General features: G+C 30.0%; 21 protein-coding genes and 2 pseudogenes. 4 read left to right on the forward strand and 19 right to left on the reverse strand.

What is annotated here, in order from left to right; genetic code table 11:
- Window positions 1-54: 54 nt before the first annotated feature.
- The 8 genes and pseudogenes from ACREWB_RS05610 to ACREWB_RS05645 all read right to left on the reverse strand — a co-directional run bounded on the left by ACREWB_RS05610 (window position 55) and on the right by ACREWB_RS05645 (window position 7,445).
- A complete protein-coding gene (locus ACREWB_RS05610; protein ID WP_431546505.1) occupies window positions 55-555 on the reverse strand; it encodes a dihydrofolate reductase in 501 nt (166 codons plus the stop codon).
- The gene (locus ACREWB_RS05615; RefSeq protein WP_431546526.1) at window positions 555-1,340 is read right to left on the reverse strand and encodes a thymidylate synthase; all 786 of its coding nucleotides are present in this window, start codon (window positions 1,338-1,340) and stop codon (window positions 555-557) included. Before ACREWB_RS05615 ends, ACREWB_RS05610 begins: the two co-directional genes overlap by 1 nt.
- 135 nt (window positions 1,341-1,475) lie before the next feature.
- Window positions 1,476-2,633 (reverse strand): DUF362 domain-containing protein, encoded by a 1,158-nt coding sequence (locus tag ACREWB_RS05620; protein WP_431546506.1) that lies wholly within the window; start codon window positions 2,631-2,633, stop codon window positions 1,476-1,478.
- A gap of 30 nt (window positions 2,634-2,663) precedes the next feature.
- Complete coding sequence (locus ACREWB_RS05625) at window positions 2,664-3,281, reverse strand: EAL and HDOD domain-containing protein (protein ID WP_431546507.1); 618 nt, start codon at window positions 3,279-3,281, stop codon at window positions 2,664-2,666.
- 139 nt (window positions 3,282-3,420) lie between these two features.
- Window positions 3,421-4,929 carry an RNA-guided endonuclease TnpB family protein gene (locus tag ACREWB_RS05630; protein WP_431546508.1) on the reverse strand — a complete coding sequence of 503 codons (1,509 nt, stop codon included), beginning with the start codon at window positions 4,927-4,929 and terminating at the stop codon, window positions 3,421-3,423.
- Window positions 4,930-5,025: 96 nt separating this feature from the next.
- Window positions 5,026-5,778 (reverse strand): annotated as a pseudogene (locus tag ACREWB_RS05635) (reverse transcriptase domain-containing protein); the annotation flags it as partial.
- 802 nt (window positions 5,779-6,580) lie between these two features.
- Entirely contained in the window at window positions 6,581-7,093 is a 513-nt protein-coding gene (locus tag ACREWB_RS05640; protein ID WP_431546509.1) for an NUDIX hydrolase, read from the reverse strand.
- A 70-nt stretch (window positions 7,094-7,163) separates the two neighbouring features.
- Window positions 7,164-7,445: a DUF5412 family protein gene (locus ACREWB_RS05645; protein WP_431546527.1), complete on the reverse strand. Its 282-nt coding sequence runs from the start codon at window positions 7,443-7,445 to the stop codon at window positions 7,164-7,166.
- Between ACREWB_RS05645 and ACREWB_RS05650 the strand changes: the two genes are divergently transcribed.
- Window positions 7,369-7,629, forward strand: a complete 261-nt coding sequence (locus tag ACREWB_RS05650; RefSeq protein WP_431546529.1) for a hypothetical protein — start codon at window positions 7,369-7,371, stop codon at window positions 7,627-7,629. The genes ACREWB_RS05645 and ACREWB_RS05650 overlap by 77 nt on opposite strands.
- 275 nt (window positions 7,630-7,904) lie before the next feature.
- On the opposite strand, the gene ACREWB_RS05655 is transcribed toward ACREWB_RS05650, so the two are convergent.
- Window positions 7,905-8,321, reverse strand: coding sequence for a hypothetical protein (locus ACREWB_RS05655; protein WP_431546510.1), 417 nt, complete (start codon window positions 8,319-8,321; stop codon window positions 7,905-7,907).
- A gap of 300 nt (window positions 8,322-8,621) precedes the next feature.
- On the opposite strand from ACREWB_RS05655, the gene ACREWB_RS05660 reads away from it, so the two are divergent.
- The 3 genes from ACREWB_RS05660 to ACREWB_RS21800 all read left to right on the forward strand — a co-directional run bounded on the left by ACREWB_RS05660 (window position 8,622) and on the right by ACREWB_RS21800 (window position 10,351).
- Entirely contained in the window at window positions 8,622-9,281 is a 660-nt protein-coding gene (locus ACREWB_RS05660) for a DedA family protein (RefSeq protein ID WP_431546511.1), read from the forward strand.
- Complete coding sequence (locus ACREWB_RS05665) at window positions 9,265-9,747, forward strand: HAMP domain-containing protein (protein ID WP_431546512.1); 483 nt, start codon at window positions 9,265-9,267, stop codon at window positions 9,745-9,747. Before ACREWB_RS05660 ends, ACREWB_RS05665 begins: the two co-directional genes overlap by 17 nt.
- A gap of 202 nt (window positions 9,748-9,949) precedes the next feature.
- Window positions 9,950-10,351, forward strand: a complete 402-nt coding sequence (locus ACREWB_RS21800; RefSeq protein WP_503417242.1) for a hypothetical protein — start codon at window positions 9,950-9,952, stop codon at window positions 10,349-10,351.
- Window positions 10,352-10,486: 135 nt separating this feature from the next.
- Here the strand turns inward: ACREWB_RS21800 and ACREWB_RS05670 are convergent, their stop codons facing one another.
- The 10 genes and pseudogenes from ACREWB_RS05670 to ACREWB_RS05715 form a co-directional block, all read right to left on the reverse strand.
- Window positions 10,487-11,686 (reverse strand): TnsD family Tn7-like transposition protein, encoded by a 1,200-nt coding sequence (locus ACREWB_RS05670; RefSeq protein ID WP_431546513.1) that lies wholly within the window; start codon window positions 11,684-11,686, stop codon window positions 10,487-10,489.
- A gap of 57 nt (window positions 11,687-11,743) precedes the next feature.
- Entirely contained in the window at window positions 11,744-13,330 is a 1,587-nt protein-coding gene (locus tag ACREWB_RS05675) for an ATP-binding protein (RefSeq protein ID WP_431546514.1), read from the reverse strand.
- A gap of 110 nt (window positions 13,331-13,440) precedes the next feature.
- The gene (locus ACREWB_RS05680) at window positions 13,441-15,474 is read right to left on the reverse strand and encodes a TnsB C-terminal domain-containing protein (RefSeq protein WP_431546515.1); all 2,034 of its coding nucleotides are present in this window, start codon (window positions 15,472-15,474) and stop codon (window positions 13,441-13,443) included.
- On the reverse strand, window positions 15,471-16,310 hold the full coding sequence (locus tag ACREWB_RS05685; RefSeq protein WP_431546516.1) for a TnsA endonuclease N-terminal domain-containing protein: 840 nt from the start codon (window positions 16,308-16,310) through the stop codon (window positions 15,471-15,473). Before ACREWB_RS05685 ends, ACREWB_RS05680 begins: the two co-directional genes overlap by 4 nt.
- A gap of 256 nt (window positions 16,311-16,566) precedes the next feature.
- Window positions 16,567-18,393 carry a glutamine--fructose-6-phosphate transaminase (isomerizing) gene (gene glmS / locus ACREWB_RS05690; RefSeq protein WP_431546517.1) on the reverse strand — a complete coding sequence of 609 codons (1,827 nt, stop codon included), beginning with the start codon at window positions 18,391-18,393 and terminating at the stop codon, window positions 16,567-16,569.
- 568 nt (window positions 18,394-18,961) lie between these two features.
- A complete protein-coding gene (locus ACREWB_RS05695; protein ID WP_431546518.1) occupies window positions 18,962-19,183 on the reverse strand; it encodes an HPr family phosphocarrier protein in 222 nt (73 codons plus the stop codon).
- Entirely contained in the window at window positions 19,152-19,379 is a 228-nt protein-coding gene (locus ACREWB_RS05700) for a hypothetical protein (protein ID WP_431546519.1), read from the reverse strand. The genes ACREWB_RS05695 and ACREWB_RS05700 overlap by 32 nt, the downstream gene beginning before the upstream one ends.
- 41 nt (window positions 19,380-19,420) lie before the next feature.
- Window positions 19,421-19,966 (reverse strand): annotated as a pseudogene (locus ACREWB_RS05705) (PTS sugar transporter subunit IIBC family protein); the annotation flags it as partial.
- Window positions 19,967-20,309: 343 nt separating this feature from the next.
- Complete coding sequence (locus ACREWB_RS05710) at window positions 20,310-20,834, reverse strand: hypothetical protein (protein ID WP_431546520.1); 525 nt, start codon at window positions 20,832-20,834, stop codon at window positions 20,310-20,312.
- Window positions 20,835-20,944: 110 nt separating this feature from the next.
- Window positions 20,945-21,484, reverse strand: a complete 540-nt coding sequence (locus tag ACREWB_RS05715) for an IS1595 family transposase (RefSeq protein ID WP_431546521.1) — start codon at window positions 21,482-21,484, stop codon at window positions 20,945-20,947.
- Between the last annotated feature and the right edge of the window lie 167 nt (window positions 21,485-21,651).

Below are 21,651 nucleotides of genomic sequence, written 5' to 3' on the forward strand. Positions count from 1 at the left end.
CCCCCGAAAAAGATAAAAACTCTGAGATATTCTCAGAGTCTACATTATAAACTATTATTTTGTCACACTAATCCGTTCCAAAGTTAAAAAACTAAATGCTATAGTTTTATCGTCATTAATAAATCCAGTTTCTTCTTCTTTAATATTCCACTCAGAATAATTTACTTTTGGGAAAAATACCTCAGCATCATATTCCTTATGCACTTGCGTTAAGTGTATTTTATTACAATAAGGTAGTAATAACTTATAAATTTCTCCTCCACCTATAACAAAATATTCTTTGCTATCATCTAAAGAATCAAATAATTCATCCTTAGAACTTACCACCGTTACTCTTTCATCCGTTACTACAAAATCTTTATTTTTAGTAATAACAATATGGTGTCTACCAGGGAGAATGCCAGGAAGTGACTCAAATGTCTTTCTTCCCATTATAATATTACTTCCACTTGTAATTTGCTTAAATCTTTTTAGATCTTTTGAAAAGTGCCAAAGTAAGTTATTATTCTTTCCTATAGCGAAATTATCTCCAATTGCAACAATACATGTAAGCACTATATAGCCACGCTCCCCATATTTATTTTCCCAAGGTGCTTATAATCTATAAGTTTAATATCTTCAGACATAAAGTCATAGAAGTTTTTAATCTCTGGGTTAATCCAAATTTTAGGAGCATCTAAAGCTTCTGATTTTCTTGAAATCTGTAGATTTAAGCCTTCAATATGATTTTCATATATATGGGTATTGTTTATTACATGTGTAAATAATCCTGGTTTAAGTCCAGTAACTTGTGCTAACATGTGAACTAATACAGCATATTGGGTTGTATTAAATGGAACCCCAAGTGCTGTGTCACCAGACCTTTGTACTAACATACAGTTAAGTCTTCCATCAGTTACGTCCCAAAGTGTTAAAAAGCAACAGGGTTGAAGCGCCATCTGTGGAAGGTCCTCTATATTCCACAAATTCATCATCATTCTTCGGTCTTGCGGATTATTTTTTAAAGCCTCAATAAGCGTGTCAATTTGATGATACTTAGCTATTTGATAACCGTATGCCTTTCCAATTGTACCATCTTCTAAAGCCCATTCATCCCATATATGCACATTTTGCCCTTGAAGCTTCTTAACATCATTACTTTGGTCTTTGAAAATCCAAAGCAATTCTTTTACTGCTGTTTTAAAAGCAACAAATTTAGTTGTTAATATTGGAAATTCCTCCTCTAAATCAAATTGCATAATTTGATGTGGGAGTTTGTACGTTGCAACGCCAGTACGGTTTTGGTCATAATATCCTCTTTTTAAAATCTTCTCAACTATTTTCAAATATTGTCTATCCATTTCATTTAACATAATTTTCATCACTTCCGTTTCACTATTCTTTTGTGTATACATTACGGATAATTCTTATTTAAATATAACATAATTCACTAGATTATAATATTGTTTATGTGCAAAAAATCTCATTAACAACCGCTATTTTAAACCTAACATCTTGCTTATTAGCTTATCCTTTATTACTATGGCACCTTGCGGACAAAGTTCCTGGCAACAGAAGCATCGGATACATTTACTATAATTCCATTTTGGAATCATTTTCCCCTTATGTTTTACAAAAGATATAACTTTAGGCCTTTCTGGACATACCTCATCGCATTTCTTACAACTTATACATTTCTCTTCGATCAAAACTGGATTTGGCGCTGTAAGGGATGCTACAAATTTATTTAGTGAGGGACTTATAAAACTAATTACCTTTGCATTTCGGGATAGCTTAAAGTTTTTACATTTCATATGTTCAATTTTTTCACCTAGGATATCTATTTCTTCAGGAATTACAGCTCCCCATTTTGTATCGTAAGCCACCTTTAAAAATGGTACCTGTAATACATTATCATAACCAATTAATCTTACTGCTGTAGAATCAACTGCTGTAAGACATTTCCCCATAATTATTGTATCCATTTTTTTAGGAGTTCCATTCCTAGGCCCGTTTCCTTCCATGGCAATAATTCCATCAAGAATTGCAAAACTAGTTTTGACAACAGAATTCAAATCCAAAAGCATTTTACTAAAGTTGTTCACATCCGCTAGTTTTGTATGAAACACAGCCTTTTGAGAACCAGGTATACAACCAAATTGATTTTTAACAGCTCCAGTATAATACATCATAGCATGTGTTTTAAGTTTAGGAAGTGTTATAACCACATCAGCCTCATATGCTGCCCTAGCAATATTCCAAAACTTATACAGTAACGGATTATTGAGCTCCACATGTATTTCATCATTAAAGTCAACAAACTTCACGCCATATCTGTTAGCTACCTCCATTAATCCTGATTTCTCAGCAGCCATTCTCGTGTCGCCAGAACCTGGTGAATCACCAAATACTATATTATCACTATATTCTTTAACTATCCTTATAACGGCTTCAAACATTGCATAATGTGTTATAACCGGCGATCCCTTTTCAACTACACTAAGGAAATTAGGCTTTAATAATACTTTACTATCTTCAGGTATAAGCTCTCTTAAAAAAGAGGTGCCCCCCAAAAGTTCAAACCCTTCTCTAAGCTTTTTTTCAATTTTATCAACGTTATAATCTGTACATTTTAATAAAGCGACTTTTTCCATAACTGCTCCACCCCTATATTATAATCTATATTACTTTTTATTAACTTCATTTACCCACTGACAGGATTCTAAATATGCCCTGGAAAGAACTCCTTCACTAAGTTCAAATTCCTCTGAATATGTAAGTACCTCGTCCCAATTGCCTTCTTCATATGCCTTAACTGTATTTAAGATATTCGCTAAACCACTAGTTTTTGAACTTGTTAATGCTTCTCTTACTCCATCTGCTACCATAACTTCATTAAGTATTTCATTTAGTGGTTTTTCCAGAATAACATCAATTAATGACAACATACCCATTAAATAAGCATCATCAGATATATTTCTAAGAAAAGAATTAAGTGCAATTAGTTCACAAAACTTAGCCCTAATTAATGAATTTTGGAGTAAAACATCTGGTTTAGCACTACCAATATTCTTCATTATTATAAAGTTTAGCCATGATTTTATTTTTTCTTCATCAAGTAAAGCAAGCGCCTGTCTTAAAGATTTAATATTATTCTTAAGTCCATAACATGCAGAATTAATAATTTTTAATAACTTATAAGACATAGAAATATCTCTTTTTACTAGGTTTTCAATAGCCTGAATCTCACATGACTGAAGGCACGTGGTTCTTATCTTCTTAAACTTCCATAATACTCTCATTTATAGGAATTGTATTCCTTCTATATCTTACAACATACTATGACTCATTTAATTATAATAAGACTTTTACTACCAAAGACTACATTTAGCCCATTAACGATAGTATAATGGCTCGGTTCAAAACCATGTTTGTTAGTATTTATATACCCATACTGGATATTAATTTATTACCATTTTCTTTTAATATTCTAAGTCTATTTATTTCTCTATCATGTAATTGCTTAAAATTATCATAACTCTCAAAACATAAATCTCTACTAATAATTTCTAAATCATTGCTGACATTCATTATTAAAAATGCAGAATAACAGTCTCTTTGAATACCAATAGAAACATCCCATCTATCCTTCAATTCTTTTTTTATGTATTCATCAGTAAAATGATTGTACTGACTAGCCTTCACTTTATGTGTATTTATTTTCAATATTTCCAGTTCATCATATTTAAGTTTTCTATTAATTATCTCTATTAATTTAGAAGGTGCTTTATTGGATAAGGATTTACCAAATCTTTTCTTCTTATTAAATTTACCAGTCCTCTCATTAATAGTGGTTTTCTTACTTCTTTTTTGTAATCCTTTAAAATTCATGTTTTCAACTAAGATTCTATCACCTAATGAAATTATATAATTTGCCAACTTCTCGTGGGATTGTTTTCTAATATCAGTTTGTTTCCTTTGAACATCCTTTAATTCCATTTGAGTTTTAATATATTTTTTAGACTTAACCCATATTAATTTCTCTTTCTTTCCATTAATTACAATACCAAGTTTTATAGTTCCATCACTATTGTAATTATTCAGATTATTAGCACGTCTTTGCCTATCTAATTTTCTTGATAATTTAGTTTTTATATCCTGAATGTTATTAATCTCAGGACATAATTCTAATAATTTAACATCATATTTGCTAGATATTGCAATTGTTTGAGTTCCTATATCTATTAAAGCATTACCTATCCCGATACTTCTTTTTACATAACCATTTTCTTTATTATATTTTACTGGCGGTATACCCTCCATTATTAATTGCACATAGTACTTATATTTACCACGAATAAATTTTCTTATTAGCCTACAATACTTAATTCTATCTTGAATAGCTTTTTGAGCATAAATATCATTATATTTTATAATTATTGGAAGTTTTAATCCATTCCATTTACCTTCAACACTTCTTAATTCATCATATTTGATAAAATTAACCCTTTGTGCATCTTTAAATATTAGCTTTTCTAATGCTTTAGAGGCTCTACTTGCTAATGCTTGAGCAGTTTTATTATCTATATTCTTATTAAATGGCTTATACATTGGTGTCATGTAATTTATAAGTGAATATTCATTAATGCCGTATCCTCCTAATAAATCAGTTAACTCTTTGTATTTTTGTTTTCTTAGTTCTTCATTTATTTTAGATTTTTTACTCTCTTCATCTTTAAAATATAATTTATTAATTTCTGCTAATTCTTTTCTTATTTTTTTATATACTTTCAATTCACTTAAAGCATTAAATTTCTTTAACCCTAGCCCTAAAATAGCATTGTAAAGTTTTCTACATATTTCAAATCTTTTATTTAAGATTATTTCGTCTCTATTATTTGTATCTAAACAAAGAGTTAAAACATAATTAGGAGTTGTTTGTTTTGTCAACGAATATTCACCTCGCTTTCTTATTTTTTCTTTTGACCATTTATATATTCCTTTATATCTTCTTTTTCATTTTACTACTGCTTTTTGGGTCATTCAACTATTACATACAAGTTTTTTCCCTTTATTTACAACATTTAACCTAAACCCTAAAAACTCTGTTCGACCTTTTCTTACATTAGTTATCTTGGATTTTGTTGGACTTATATCTAAGTCCAATCTCTCCTTTAACCATGTTTTAACTGCACTATATGCTTTCTGAGCAGTTTTATATTTATCTGATTGAAATGCGTAATCATATTTTGTTTTAAATGTTTCCCATTGAGAACTTATCCACCAATCTAGTTCATTAAGTACAACGTTCGACAATAACGGACTTATTAAACCCCCTTGAGTTGTTCCTTTTGTTGGTATTCCTTCACCCTCAATTTCAGATTCTAGAATTTTTCCAATTATACTTAACAGTTGTTTATCCTCTATCCCCATATTCCATAATTGTTTCTTTAACTTATTATGATTGACATTGTCAAAAAAACCTTTTATATCAATATCTACAACGTAATGTAGTCCATTACGGTTCATCAAAGACATACATCTTGCGATTGTATTCTCTGTAGACCTATTCGGTCTGAATCCATAACTGTGTTTATGGAATTTGGCTTCACATATGGGTTCTAATATCTGTTTAATACATTGTTGAATAACCCTATCATCTATACATGGAATTCCTAAGGGTCTAGTTTTTCCATCACCTTTTGGAATCTCAACTCTTCTTACACTTTCAGGAAAATAATTATTAAATTTAATTCCATCACAACTCATCTTGTATAAATCATCGAATGTTTCTTGCATATTATAATATTCATTATTTCTTAGTTTTTGTTTTTTCTTTAATAAGCTTTCCTTCAAGTCTGTTAATACCTCATTTCGTACTGCTACCAATTTCAGCTTTCACATCTCTTAGTCTTACTCGAACCTTGAACTCATCCAGCTATTAAATTATTAAATACCAACTGTCTTGTGGCTATCCCTCCACCACTTATTATCATGGTTTCATTGGTACTGTGCCACTACTCTCACTAAGATTAAAACAAGTTATATCACTAAAAAGGATTTTCCTTGTTACTACTTCATTGGCGATAAAACCTCCATATTCTTAGCTTTCTTTGTTCCGTTATTCCTATCATATTATATCCTTAGGTCATTGGTATGAGCCTATAAGCTTGATACTGCCTTTAACAGTATAAGGATTTTCAGAGTGACGATTTTTACTAATCCTCACTTATTCCTCGCACGAGGTAATACCCATTTCTAAATATCCTTCATTTAGACCCGTACATTCCCAATTTCGTCAGCCCTTACGGACATACTAACCATAGATATCAACCCACGCACTATCATATACTCGACTTTTTACAGTTCGCATTTCCTCAGCTCGACCTGTTAGGGTATACTCTCATGCTGTGTTAACGTACTTAATACCTTTAACTATTTATCCAATTAAACGCACTACGTCACTATTAGGGAAGGCATTTCAAGACGTTACTCTATCATTCTACCTTTTGAAATAACAGTTATAATTTTTTACCAAATTACGTTAATGTTTACATTAACAACAAATCGTACCATTACTGAAGTAACGAGTGTGCGTGGTTCAAAAATCAAAATAATCCTCAGTAAACTCATTCAAAGAAAACCAACGTACATCTGTGTTTTCATCTTTCTTTACTATAAGTGCTTCTTTTTCACTTGCTATAAGGATATATCCTATAGATAGGTGTAAATGTGCGCTAACATATGTATTCCTTCTCACATGCCCATATACAGGGAAAATATCAATAGACACAATATGCTTTGTAAGTGCTGTTGCTGTATTTATACCAGTTTCTTCTTTTACCTCTTTAATTGCAACATGTAAAAAGTCTGTATCTCCATCTACATGTCCACCAGTCCAAGCCCAAGTATTTCGTATATTGTGATGAATCATTAGTGCTTTATCCAATTCTTTATTCATTATAAACCCTGAACTTGTAATATTGGCAAATTTATTTTCTCTTAACAAAATATTATGCGGAAATTTCTCTACATACTCAAGAATCATTTTTTTATCTTGGCTTTCTTGTTGGTTTGCAGGAATAAATTCAATAATCTGTTTTATATAATTCATTTATATAACCTACCTAAGACTTATGTGTCTTTTCCTTGACAGTAACGTTGGATTAAGAATGAGTAATATATTATTGAGATGTAATGTCTATAGTCTTACTATCAATTTGAACATGATTACTATCTATCCACTTAACAATATTATTACCTGCTCCATAATGACCAATGTAAATAAGCCTATTTTTCTTAAATAAGTAAAAATATTTTTCTGCTAAATATACACGAGTAGAACCACCTACAGCACCATTGTTTATAGAATAAACTTCAATCATCTGTTTGTTATTTGGTGAATTTACTGATTTATCTAATGTTACAGACGTGAAAATTAATCTCACAAACAGGAGAAGAAACATTGCAATTAACAGCAGAGTATATGAAAAAGCAGAAAGAAATTTAAATATCCCATGGGACTTTTCTGAGCAAAACAGTGGAAATAATAAGAGTGATGGAAATATTATAAATAATGGTACAGTAATAAAAGTTACATATGCTATATATATAAGTAACAAATTGAAAAATATAAAAAAACCACGGTGAATTTTTAAAGAATTATGCTTACGAATAATTAAAATAGTTATAATTGACAAAACAACATATATACCATAATAAATATTTTGTACAATATTAGAAATAAAATAGAAACTATTTAAAGTCAATACACTACAAATTAATAGTACTATTCCCAGAATCCAAATTTTTTCATAAATTAGTTTTTTTAAGTACATTTGCTTCTCCTTATAAATATTAATAATAACCCCACCCTCTATTTTCTTTTTTAAAATTTTTACTCAACAATATATGAAAATTACAACTTATTTATTATGGCTAAGTGTTCTTTTCTTTATATATGTTCCAACAATACTTCCAATTACAATACTAATCCATTGATAAATACTTATAAACATAAGCATTAGTCCAGACCCATAGTCCTCAGAATCAGTATGAGTAGGAAATATTGTTGCGCCAATTGCAAGAACTATTAACCAATAAACTATATAAGGTATAGAAATTAAAAGCACATTTATCCATCTGCCATCCAGATATCTAATGATAATTACTGAAAAAATTATTACAAGTAAAATAATCTGCAAAAATAGTGTCTTATTATCAAACATCCAATCTCCGTTTATCAGTATACGAGTATAAAAATTTGATATAACTGCAAAAAGTATACTTAATGACTGTGTTATAAAAATTCGCTTATAGAAACTTAAACCATCTACTTGCATATAATCCCATCCTTTCTATCTTTTAAATTTAATATATTTTAGTATTGTGACCATGATAGAATAGTAATTACTGATACAATAATTCCAAACTTAGAAACTTTAGAATAATTCTTCATATCGTCACACGCTAATTTTAACATTAAATTGAATATAATGTATATATAGATGTGATTAGTAAATGATTTTTATTATAATCTAATATAATTATTAATCTAAAAATAAGACTTTTTTAATGTAATCTTAATCTTACTAACAGATAATAGAAGCATCATAAAGTTTATATAACGAGAGGGGAATAATATGAGCATTTTAATGAATGTTATACATGGAATAATGCATATTGATAGTTTTTTGGTATTAATAGTACAGCAGTACGGAATATTAACGTATGCTATTCTTTTTTCAATTATCTTCTTAGAAACAGGATTAGTTGTTACACCACTTTTACCTGGAGACTCAATGCTATTTGCAGCAGGATCACTCGCAGCAATTGGATCAATGAATTTATTCACTCTTTTAGTAGTAATATATCTTGCAGCAATACTTGGAGATACTACTAATTATTATATTGGTAAAAAGATTGGAAAGAAGATATTAGAGAAAGAAGACGTAAGGTTTATTAACAAAGAGTATTTACAAAAGGCTCAGAAGTTCTATGAAAAACATGGATCAATGACAATAGTTTTAGCAAGATTTATTCCTATAATCAGAACCTTTGCACCTTTTGTTGCGGGTATCGGGAAAATGAATTATTCGAAATTTATACCTTACAATCTAATTGGTGGGGGATTATGGGTAAGTTTATTCTTAGGTGGGGGTTACTTCTTTGGAAATCTATCTTTTATAAAAAATCATTTTTCTTATGTATTAATGGCTATAATAATTATTTCATTATTGCCTGGAGTTATAGTTTTTATTAAAGAAAAGAGAAAAACTGGGCGAAATGATGAAAATAATTAAAGCTGCTGACAAGATTAGTATTAATAATTTAAAGGAAAGAATTGAAGTTACTGGTCCTGATGATGAGCTTAAAAGATTAGGTAATACTTTTAACAATATGATAGATAGACTTCAGGGGGCTTTTGACAGACAAATTCAGTTTGTATCCGATGCTTCACATGAGCTTAGAACTCCTATTGCAGTTATACAAGGGTATGCAAACCTGCTTGATAGATGGAGAAAAGATGACAGAGAAGCCCTAGAAAAATCTATTTATGCTATTAAGCTTGAAGCTAGTAATATGGCAAAATTAGTTGAAAACTTATTATTTATCGCCAAAGGTGGTAGCGAAAACCAAAGAATAGAGAAAAAAGAATTTTGGCTTAATGAACTTATTTATGAAGTGATAAAAGAAAGTAACTTTATAGATCACAAGCATATAATATCCAGTGACAAAAATGATACTGTGAGAATACTAGCGGATTAATTGGGAATTCAGTAATTCTAACATTGATTATAAGTACAATTGTTGGGGAAGGAATATTAAAACATATAATAAAGCGAGTTAGGCCTTGCAATACACAAGATAATATTAGTGCGAAAAGTTTGTCTCTTTTTAAAACTAGTAATTGATTGAGTTTGAAATATAGAAAGCTTCCATACACATTTATTGTATATTTAGTAAAACTTTGGTTAGAGAAGTTATAATAATATCTATAGTAGAAGGGATAACAGAATTTATTCTCATTTCCTCTACTGGTCATATGATTATTGTAGGCGCTATTATCAATTTTAAAGGGAGTTTTGCAACTAAGCGACTACAATTAAAGCCTCTTCGACTTTGTTTAAAAGCTTCTCCAATCTATGTTAACTCTACCTTTATCCTTTTTCATAATATTATTTCTTATAATTATTGCTTCCTTACTCATATCTACCTGTTATTTTGTAAATCAACATTCTCCAACACCTTATCTTTCATTTTTTCAAAAGCTTCACTTCTAATTCCTGCAATTCTTTGTATTTCCCATATCTTTATTGCTTCACCTCTATTAATTTTATTGCTAATTATCCTTTTACAGCTTCTAATTTGAAACTCTTCAACAGTCTCAATTATTTCATTTAAATATTTTTGAGTATTAGGTAATCTATCAATATTCTTTTCTAATGCTGTAAGTATTCCTATCTCCCTACCAATACTAGATTTTGATATTCTTATAAGTTTATCATTATCTAATTTTTCTTTCTTTTAAACATAATTTAAGTTTATCTTCCCATACTATGCCAAAGTTCTTTATTCTTCCTACTTTATATCTATCATCACTTGATTTATCAGGGCCTTTTCTTGAATATACAAAGCCACAATTGCAACTAAAAGTACCCACAGGTAATCTAGTCTTATAATCAGCTGTTATTTTTAAATCATTTACTACATTCATTCTGTAATGTTCTGCTACCTTATTTAAACAAGGCCAAGGCCCCTTTCCGAAGGGATTATAGTTATTCCTTGTATCTTTTAAAAATTCAGCAATGTTTCCTGTTAAATAATTTATTAATAACAAATGTCTAACTGGATGTACTGTCCTTTTTAAATCTTTTGTTATTACCCTAAGCCAATTGTATTCATCATTATTATCTATGCTAGAATCCCTATCATTTAAAAACTCTAAACCATAAAAATTTGTAAATTCTTCATAAAGCTCCATCTGCTTTATTCTGTTGCCCGAAGTGGTTAAGCCTTTTTCATAAAGGAGATTTTTATACTTTTTCAAAACAGTTTTTTTATCTATACTAATAAGATCATTTTCCAATAAATAGTACGCATCCCTTGCTAGCTTTAACATTTTTTCATAATGCTTAATATTTTTGGATTCACTCCTTAAATCACGTAATTCCTTATCAAATCTAATGAATTCAAGTCTACTTACATCATTTTTAACTATTTTATATTTCCTTAATAGTTCCCCATTATGAGCGCATAAATAAATCCCTTGCAACTGATGTTCTCTATGAATATAAGCCTCACCTTGAATTTTAATCTCATTTTGTGCACAAATGGGGCAATAATAAATACCCTCTCGTCTGCATATACCTCCTGCTATAATTCCTATTTTATGATAAATCCCACTACCGTTCCCGTATTTAATTTCCTTAATGATTTCTTCCCGTCTTTTTATCGGAAGGAAAGGAATATAGTACGGTAAAATAGTATGGTTTTTAATTAAGTATTCAGCTGTATATCTACCACCTATATTCTTTGCGAGTATATCAATTGGGCTCCCTATCTCCAATGATGATATGATTGTCCTTTTCCCAAAACACTCTTCTATAGTATCCTTAAAATCTATATTACCATTATAAAAGTGATACCTAGAAATAGCAGAATAAATAAGTTCATCTTTATATGGATCAGTAAAAAAATGTATCATACACACACCTCTTTCTCCTTCCTTGCTTTATCATATACTGCTATTAACCCTTGATTTTTAGTTTCTATTTTTTTTAGTTTCTATTTTTTTTATTTTATCTTTATTGTGCTTTTTCTTCTCCTCTTGCTCCAAAGCTTTTTTTAACGCTTCCATTTTCAGACTACTGTATTCCGAACTAACACTTGATTCGTTAACGGCTTTTTCACATATTATTTTAATTTCTACCTCATCTAAGTTTTTGAATAAATCCATTGACTTTAACTCAAAGATTATATTTTCTGCCGTACTTCTTCTCATTAATTCTATAGATTTTTTCCTTTCATTAAATACTTCACGAACCCTTCCATTAAGCTCCATATCACTTTTATAGTTAATTGCTATATCCTCCAAATTAATTGATATGTCCTCATATTTTATTATTTCCAAAATATTATTATTTCTAAAGGCCTTAATCATTGGTTGAATCATATATAAATCTTCCTTTGCTGTTTTCCTTATAATACTTACTGAAATTTTCTCTTTCCCTTGTGCTAATGCCCTTTCTTGAGCAAGTATATACAAATTAACTGCAACTGCCGTAATACCTTGACACTCATCATAAAATGCTTCTTTAATCTCCTTAGATAATTTAGTCTCTTCCTGTAAACATTGAAAACCCCATAAAGTTTCTAAAAAGAACTTCCATTCTTCACTGCTCTTTAACATTCTATCCCACATTATAGATCCTTCACTGCCAGCTCTTCTTGCTTGCCTAAAATTGCCCTTAAACAACTGTTGAGCCTTACTTGTGCCTATTAATACAGTAGGAATACCTACCGTATTACTTAATGTAACAAAGAAATCAAGCATACCTTCCATGTCATTTTTAGCATTTAATAAATGTTGTATTTCATCGATTACTAGAACCCCTATACCGTACATACTTGCTAAGGTTGTCATGTGTAGCATCATTGTTGAAGTTATTCTATTAGTATAACCAAACTTTTCTAAGTATCTAGTATCTAATAAATCATCGATTGCTTTAAAAAAGCTCTTACATAGAGTTGCTAAACTACCATCGTAAGGACAGTCTATCTTAAGCCATACTATTTGTGTTCTACTAAAATTTTGTCCTTCATATACCTCATGTTTTATTACTTGTGGATACATTAATAAAAGTCTTTCTATGGCTGTAGTTTTACCTATTCCTGAAATTCCTATAACAGAGAGACTATCTGCTGTTGATCTGATGTGACTCATTCTATCATTGATAACTTTTTCATTTACGACTTCAACTCTTAACTCATTTAATATTTTTAAACGCTCTAAAAAAGTTTTATCTATTGGATTTCTAGCTAAATATCCACGTCTTATTAATGCTGATAGTCTTCTTTCTAAAATAATATGAATTGGTAACGGTTGAACAAAATTTTTAGCTCTTTTTATAATATGGTATCTTATATTTGATGCTTTAATTCTATCTTCTTTGTTTATCTGAGGAACTAAAGTAAATTTATCTACCACATCTTCCTCATTAAAAATATTTGGTAATGCTTCAATAAACGGATTATTTTTATACTCATCTAGCTCCTGTTGTTTATAAACAGCACTCTCATATTCACCTTTTAAAATAATTATTGCTTCATTACTTTTCACGTCTCTCATCTCTTTTCTTTTTTAATAAATCCATTACTCTTTTATCACATTTGGCTTCCTCTCCATCTAATACATCATTTATTTTTGGTAATTCTATTACTTCAGCAACTTTATTTCCACTACTTTTTTCTTCTCCAATTTTTAAAAGCTTCTACTGCTCTATTCATTTCTTTCTCAACAATTCTGTTGTTTCTTATATTTTTAAGTTGTTTATTTTTACTCTCACCAAAATTTAATTCTTTTGATTTTGCTTTTTCGGCTTCTTTAACTATTTTTTCTATTTCATCTTCTAAGTTAATATTACTTTGATTTTGTTCTCTCAAATGTTTTTCTTTTAATTCAGCCAATAATTCCTGATTAAAAATTATTTCTTCTAGTAGGCAATTTTTATATTGGTTACTTTTCTCTAATAAATAACATTCTTCATATCCTAACCCATTATCATGTGGAATATATATTTTATTAACGTTTCTAGGATCATATACAATCTCAATACTTCTAGCTGTAGACTTTATAAACCATTGTTGACTAATAGCTTTATCAGAGCTATATGATAACCCTTTAAATCTTATTCCTGCCCTTGAAACGCTTGCTTTCCCCCTTGGAAGGATATTTAGTCTTAATACATCTCTATCAACTGTCTTTAATCTACCTTTCTTATTTTCAATTCCCCAATTCCAAAGTTGAATCGGTATAGGCAGAATTTCATCTTCTAACATTTCTTTTTCAACTGGATATTTTTCTATAAGGCTTCTATTATGATGCAATACAATATTTATATATACCCTTGCGAACTCATCTAAGGTTAAAGTTGAATCCAACCTATAATCTATGTCCCCTCTCTTTCTAAACTCCTTTTGTATTGCACCTGGGGTTTTATGCTTTACTTTAGTGTTTAAAGTTCTAAAATTTCTTTCGACTATACCTTTTAAATCACCACGATAAGGCGAGGTATTTTCTATTTTCACATTTAAATTATTAATTAGATTTTCAGGAGAATATCCTTCAAATTCTCCTCTATCAGCTATTATAATATCTGGCAAATGTTTAGAAGGCCACTCACTTTCAGTTATTTCTATTCCATATTGCATGCAAAACTCAACCTTATCAGTAATCATATTATCTAATGCCATCATAGCTCCAAGCCAAGATGGTCCTTCTAGTCCAACATAAATTCCAGTAATTAACCTAGAATACACATCTATTATTGCGTACACAATTGGCCTACCTATAATTCTTTTTGCATTTAAAGAACTTACTAAATACACATCCGCTATTGTTGCATCAATTTGAAATCTTGTTCCTGGTCCATCCGTTTCAATTGTAGAATTACTTAGTAATGGTCTATGCTTTAAATTAAACTCTTTGTCACTATCTCTAAGCACAATATCTTTTTTAACGTCTTCAAACTTCTTAAACCAATAATAAAATTGATTATATTTAGGTATTCTTTCATTATCCCAAACCATATGTTTGATTTCATTATTATCTTTGTATACATCCGAATAGAAATCTCTAAGCATTAGAGTGTATGTTTCTTTTAGTGATATTTTTTTATTATTTCTGTAATACTTATTTAAGACAAATTGAAAGTGCTTTTTCACATCATCATTTATGTTAATTCCTTCTATAGCATCTCCTCTATAATCTACCCTTGCTGGTCTTCCTACTTTTATATCATATGATTTTCTTTCTTTTCCTTTACCACCAGAATTTATATAATCAGGTAACAAAGCATTTTTATTCATACCTCTTTGCCAGTACCTACTAAATGTTTTTTTTACTTTTGTCATACTTAGTCTTGAACTGTTAGATATTTCCTTAAGTTTGTTTTCTCTATGTTTTTTTTCTAAGAGCTCATATTTGTTTATTTGCCAATACTTATCAATAAACTCCCAATCTGCGTTTCTTTTATTAATCTGGAGTTCCGAGAGTTCTTTTTCATTAACTATTCTTGAAAATGGGTCTTTAATAGATAATAATTTTTCTCCATCACTTTCTTCTTCAATAGTTTTTAATAATTCTTTTCTAGGCATTGATGTTACCGCATCAATGTTAACAAGGTAAACATAAAAATCAAGGATAGCAATTACCCTTATTCTTTCTCCATTTTCATCATCCACGTATTTGAAAACTGAATTAATGGATATCATATTACCTCCACCTTTTGCATCGATTTTTCTATTACACGTATACTAGGTATATTTTTATTAACATTAATCTTTTGTGATATATCTATCTGGATAATTTTGTTTATTACTAGGTATTTGAATATACAAAGACTACTCCCTTTTTCTAAACACATATCACTATCATACTCTATACATATAGCTCTCATTGTTTTGGGATTATCAATTATTCTTTTTATAAATTCGTATATTAAATCCTTCACTTCATAATCTTTAATATCAATAAAACTATCTATTGCACCTAATTCTTTATAACCATGTACTAAACTTATATTGTTTGCTATAACCCTATCTATTTCTTCTTCAGTAACTATGCCCCAATTAATGCCTTTCTTTTCCCAATACTGTTTTTCAATCTCAAATTTTTCTATCATTCTTTTATTCAGTAGATCATCCCTGGATTTTATTGTTCTAGCTAATTCATAAATTTTATCATTATAATTTATAGATATTAAAAAATCTGTAGTCATGACAATGAATTCTCCTGTTTCAGGTTGTTTAGGATGCTCTATGCCTAACTCTTTGGCGATAAGAATAGTTTCTTCAATTGGAAGCAGTGAAAACTGTTCTCTTATATCATTAACTTTGTCTGAGTACTCTAAAAAATAGAAATAGTTTCTTTTCATATCTGATAAAAATTCGTGTTGTCTTCCTGATTTTATTCCCTTAATCCTGCTTGCTCTTCCCAGAGACGCTACATCTTGAATTTTAATCCAAGGTTTATATTGCTCGCCTTTTCCTGTACCTCTTCCTTCCTTAATCATTTTAGGGATATTTAAGTTCCTTTTTCTTTTAGCCATTTGGTTCATCTCCATTTATAGCACAAAAAAAACTGCACGCTCTCACCTTAAATGAGAATGTACAGTTTTTCTTACATTATTAAATTCATTTTATATTTGTTCATGATATATCCTCAAAACATAGGATACCCATAAGAAATATTTTGATGCGACTTTGTTATAAACGGTTCAACTTTATTATAAACGGTGCGACTTTGTTATAAATGGTGTAACTTTATTACAAATCTACAAATGCCACTTGCCACGTGGGTGGCACCTATTCTACAGTTACAGATTTTGCCAAATTCCTTGGCTTATCAACGTCGCAACCTTTTTGGATTGCCATGTAATATGATAATAATTGTAGTGGAATTACTGAAATTACTGGTGCTAATATATCTATTACTTTTGGTATATAAGTTGCTGAATAAACTGCTTCCTCAATTTCAGTATGACCTTCTGATGCGAAAGCAAATACTTTTGCTCCTCTAGTAGTTATTTCTTTTATATTACTTACCATTTTGTCAAATAGAGCTTCTTGCGTTGCTAGTGCTATAACTATAGTTCCTTCTTCCATAAGTGCTATAGGACCATGTTTTAATTCACCTGCTGCATATGCATCTGAATGAATATAAGATATTTCTTTAAGCTTTAATGAACCTTCCAATGCAATTGCATAATCAAGTCCGCGCCCTATGAAGAACATGTCTTTATGCATATAATTTTTTGCTGTGAACTTTTGTACAGTTTCTTTATTTTTAAGAACTTCTTCTGCTTTTTCTGGAAGTTCTAGCATAGCTGCTTTAATTTCTTCTATTTCGTTTATGCTTAATGTTTCTTTATTTTGAGCAAAGAACAATGCTATTATATACATCGCTATAAGCTGAGTTACGAATGCTTTAGTAGATGCAACTGCTATTTCTGGTCCCGCCCAAGTATATAGTACATCGTCTGCTTCTCTTGAAGCTGCGCTACCTACAACATTGGTTACTGCTATAACTCTTGCTCCTTTTGATTTTGCAAGTCTTAATGCTGACATAGTGTCTGCAGTTTCACCAGATTGACTGATAATTATCATCAAAGTGTTTTCATCCATTATTGGATCTCTATATTTAAACTCAGAGGCTATATCTATTTCTACTGGTATTCTTGCAAGTTTTTCTATTACATATTTACCTACAACTCCTGCATGGTATGCAGTTCCGCAAGCTACTATATATATTTTATTTAAATTTTTAATTTGCTCTTTGGTTATATTTATTTTATCTAGTGATATTGGCTGTCCAAGAACTATTCTTGAAGTCATTGTATCTCTGATTGCTTTTGGCTGTTCATGCATTTCTTTTAGCATAAAGTGCTCATATCCACCCTTTTCAGCTGACTCAGCATCCCAGGTTACATGGAATATTTCTTTATCTATAACTTCGCCTTCAGCATTAATAAGCTTTATTCCATCACTAGAAATAACAACAAATTCATTATCTTCTAATAAATATACTTCTCTTGTATGATTTAAAACTGCTGGTATATCTGAAGCTATAAAAAATTCATTTTTTCCAAGTCCTACTATTAATGGACTATCTTTTCTTACTGCTACTAATTTATCTGGTTCAAGACTTGATATTACTGCTATAGCATAACTGCCTTCCATTTTAGTAGTAGCTTTCATTACCGCTTCAACAATGTCACCTTCAAAGTAAAAATCTATAAGGTGTGGTATTACTTCTGTATCAGTTTCTGATGTAAATTTATATCCCTTTGACATTAACCATTCTCTTAAACGGATATAATTCTCTATAATTCCATTATGAACTACACTAATAGTTCCCTTTTCATTAGTATGTGGGTGAGAATTTTCATCAGATGGCTTGCCATGAGTAGCCCATCTAGTATGACCTATACCCATTTTCCCACTAAGTGGATTTTCTAATAATTGAGCTTCTAAATTTGCAAGTCTTCCCATACACTTAGTTACTCTTAGTGTTCCATCATCTATAACTGCAATTCCTGCTGAATCATAACCTCTATATTCTAATTTACTAAGACCTTCTACCATAATTGGCGAAGCCTCTTTTTTTCCATAATATCCAACTATTCCGCACATATACATCTTCCTCTCAAATTTAAATTTTGAACAAATCAGCTCCTAGAGGCGCAATTTAATTAAGCATATTTTTAATGAACAAAAAATAATCCATTGAAATATACTAATTAATTCAGCACTTAAAGGTGCCGTGACTATTTATTAAGGTTTTAACACCAGATTGATATTGTTACAAAAATCACTTCTTGCTTTTATCAACCGTTAACGGTAGTGCGCTACCGTGGGGCATCCGCCGAAGATTTCGATACTCCCCATCCTCGTCAACTCAAGTAGTTAAACTAAAGTTCTGGCGCTTTTATTTTTCTAATTAATATCTATATTTTGTCTAATTATCATCACCTCTTCCACATCACATCTATTCTTTTGTCACAATTCATTATATTTTTAACCGAGCACAATGTCAATGTTTTTATTGATTTTTAACAGTTTGTATCCATTTAGTCTATATTATTATATACATTTGCCCCAAAAGATGTTAATAAATTAGTTCTATAAAAATTTGCAGAATACATAAAATCACTTACGGATCATTTATGTATCCTGATCATAAAATCCTTTTACTTATATTTTACTCTTTAAGATTTAATATAAAATTTGAAATAGCATCCATAGCTGCCTTTCCATCTTCTCCGTAAGTTCTAACAGTTATCTCTGAACCCTTTATTAATCCCATGGACATAATATTTATTATACTTTTAGCATTGACCGTTTTATCTTCATTCACGATTTTTACATCACTTTCGAAGGTATTTATTAATTTATTTTGCAGCTGACATTTGTAATGATTCAATCATGTCATTAGTATTTCCGCCAGTTGTTCCTACTATATGCGCCGAAGTATAGTGTACGTTGTAAAAATTAAATTTTGCTGAGACTACAATCATACCTGGTCTTCTATCACAGTGGAGTGCATAATCTATTGCTCCAAACCTCATAGGACCAGCTGCTGCAAGAAGCGCCATTTTACCGCCTTCAACTATTCCCATATTATGCTCATATTTACCAAATACCGTGTGGTATGAAGCTTTTCTAGACGGAAAATTACTGACTTCCCTACTTCCTTTGCTTCTTGTATTCCTATAGGTCCGAGGATTCCATGATTTATAGCATTATTTAAAAACAATATTTTAGCTGGCTCAATAAAAATAGATGTTAATGGTAATAAGCCTGCATCTACTATCGCTCCAAGTCCTACTTTTAGTATATTTGTTAAACCAAGAACCAAAGGTCCAATTCCAAGGAATGCAAGGAGCGCTAGTAGCATACCAATTATTCCTGCTGAAAAATTGTTTATTAACATTTCAAAACCAGCTGGAATTTTACCATCAATATATTTATCAAACTTCACAATAACAAATCCACCAAGCGGCCCCATTATCATTGGTCCTACTAATTTAGCAAGATTTTCATTGGGTATCCATCCAGTTGGAATGGATAGTGCCATAATTAACCCCCATGCAATAAATGCTCCAATATTAGGCATTACCATACCACTTAGAAAACGTCCAAACCTCTGTACTTTTTCCTTTAATTCCGACTTTGTTTTAGGTTCTGTTGTAGTTCTAACTTGCATTATTTTTCCCCCTTTAAATTTGTTAAAATATATTTGTTAATGTAATTATACGTTTACACAAAACGCACTACAACACAAAGATACGTGCATTTTGTCACTTAAACTTAGTGACAAAACTGAGTATTCTGAATTTTACAACCCATTTTTATGTTTTTTCATTACATACTTATACAAAATAAAAAATAACGTATGAATTTCATAAATATGAAATTCATACGTTGTTTAAAGTTTAGGCTATGTTTAAGAAAAATGTTGATAAAACGACATTGTTTAAGGGGAGGCATTTTGCCTTCCCTTAAATTGTATTTTATGGAATTAAGTTTAATTTTAAAACCTAATAATATTAATTATTGAATAATATTTTAAAATTTTCTTTATTACCGTTATTAATTAATTCTACTTCATTAAAAACTCCTGTATTCTTGGGTACTATCAGAAAAAGATGCTTAATTCTTAATCCTTTTTCATACTTTGTATCATACTTAACAGTCAACAATCCATCCTTTACATTAAACGTGATATTAGAATACCAGTAGTCAACCCCATTAATAAATATATAGTAATTACCTTCATTTTTACTAATACAACCATATACTCCATTTTTTATATTTTCATCTTTATCATCTATTACTTCTTTTAACTGTACATCTTTTAACTGTACATTTTTCATATCATCAATTTGTACACTTTTAGCAATGCTTAGGTCTTTATTATCATCTGCTGTAGATTCATTCTTGACTTCTACTATTTGTTTCTGATTTTCATTATTTAAGTTCAAATTAGTATCTTTTTTATCACATCCTTCAATAAAAATAAGAGAAATCATTAAAAAAGCACAAAATAAATTCCTGTTAATTTTTTTGCCCATTACTTTCCTCCTTACATAATTATAGGTAAGTCTCATTTTTATAAATATCTCTAAATTATACTTCGTCTATATACTAAATATAACATATTTTTTAATTATAAGGAATGAAATTATATGTAAATTGCTTCCCTGATTTTAAAATCCTTTAACTTTGTATTGTTAAGAGATGAATGAGTCTGAACTAACAAATGCTTGGTCTTCACAGTATCCTTCTCTGTCTTGAAGAACTCTAACCATTTAAACCAGTACATGTAATTAGCAAGATATTTTGTGGCAACACTATGAAATCCGTACATCCATTCTTTTAATTTGCTGTGAAAGGCATTTATATGCTGTATATGGTATATGCCTTCCTTATGTTTACCACGTTTAATCTGCTGTAGTTCTATATTTAAATTTTTGGCGAACTTAATATAACTCTTGTGAGAGTCAGTGCAGAGGGTTGAATTATCCTCAATCCTACCTGTAAAGAGTCTTTCTAAATCTGTATGTTTCATTCTACCTTTACAGATTAGTTCTGTCACAATGTTTCCGACTCTATCAATAGCACATAAGACACAGACCTGCTGACTTGATATGCCTCTTTTTCTCTTTTCATCGGTATTACTCCTACTACCTTTAACTCCACGCTTATGAGGTTCTCGTGGCATTTTAAAAGTAGTGCTTTTCTTGTGATTACCTTTAAAAGACTCCCTGAATTAAATATAGTATTATATTTATAGGATAGATAGTTAAGTATATTAATGTTTATCCTATTTAATTATACATGATATACGGGATAACCATATATATTTTATTTAGTATATATAGTACATAA

It is taken from the genome of Clostridium sp., from assembly GCF_050717635.1.
Classification (GTDB): domain Bacteria; phylum Bacillota; class Clostridia; order Clostridiales; family Clostridiaceae; genus Clostridium_AD.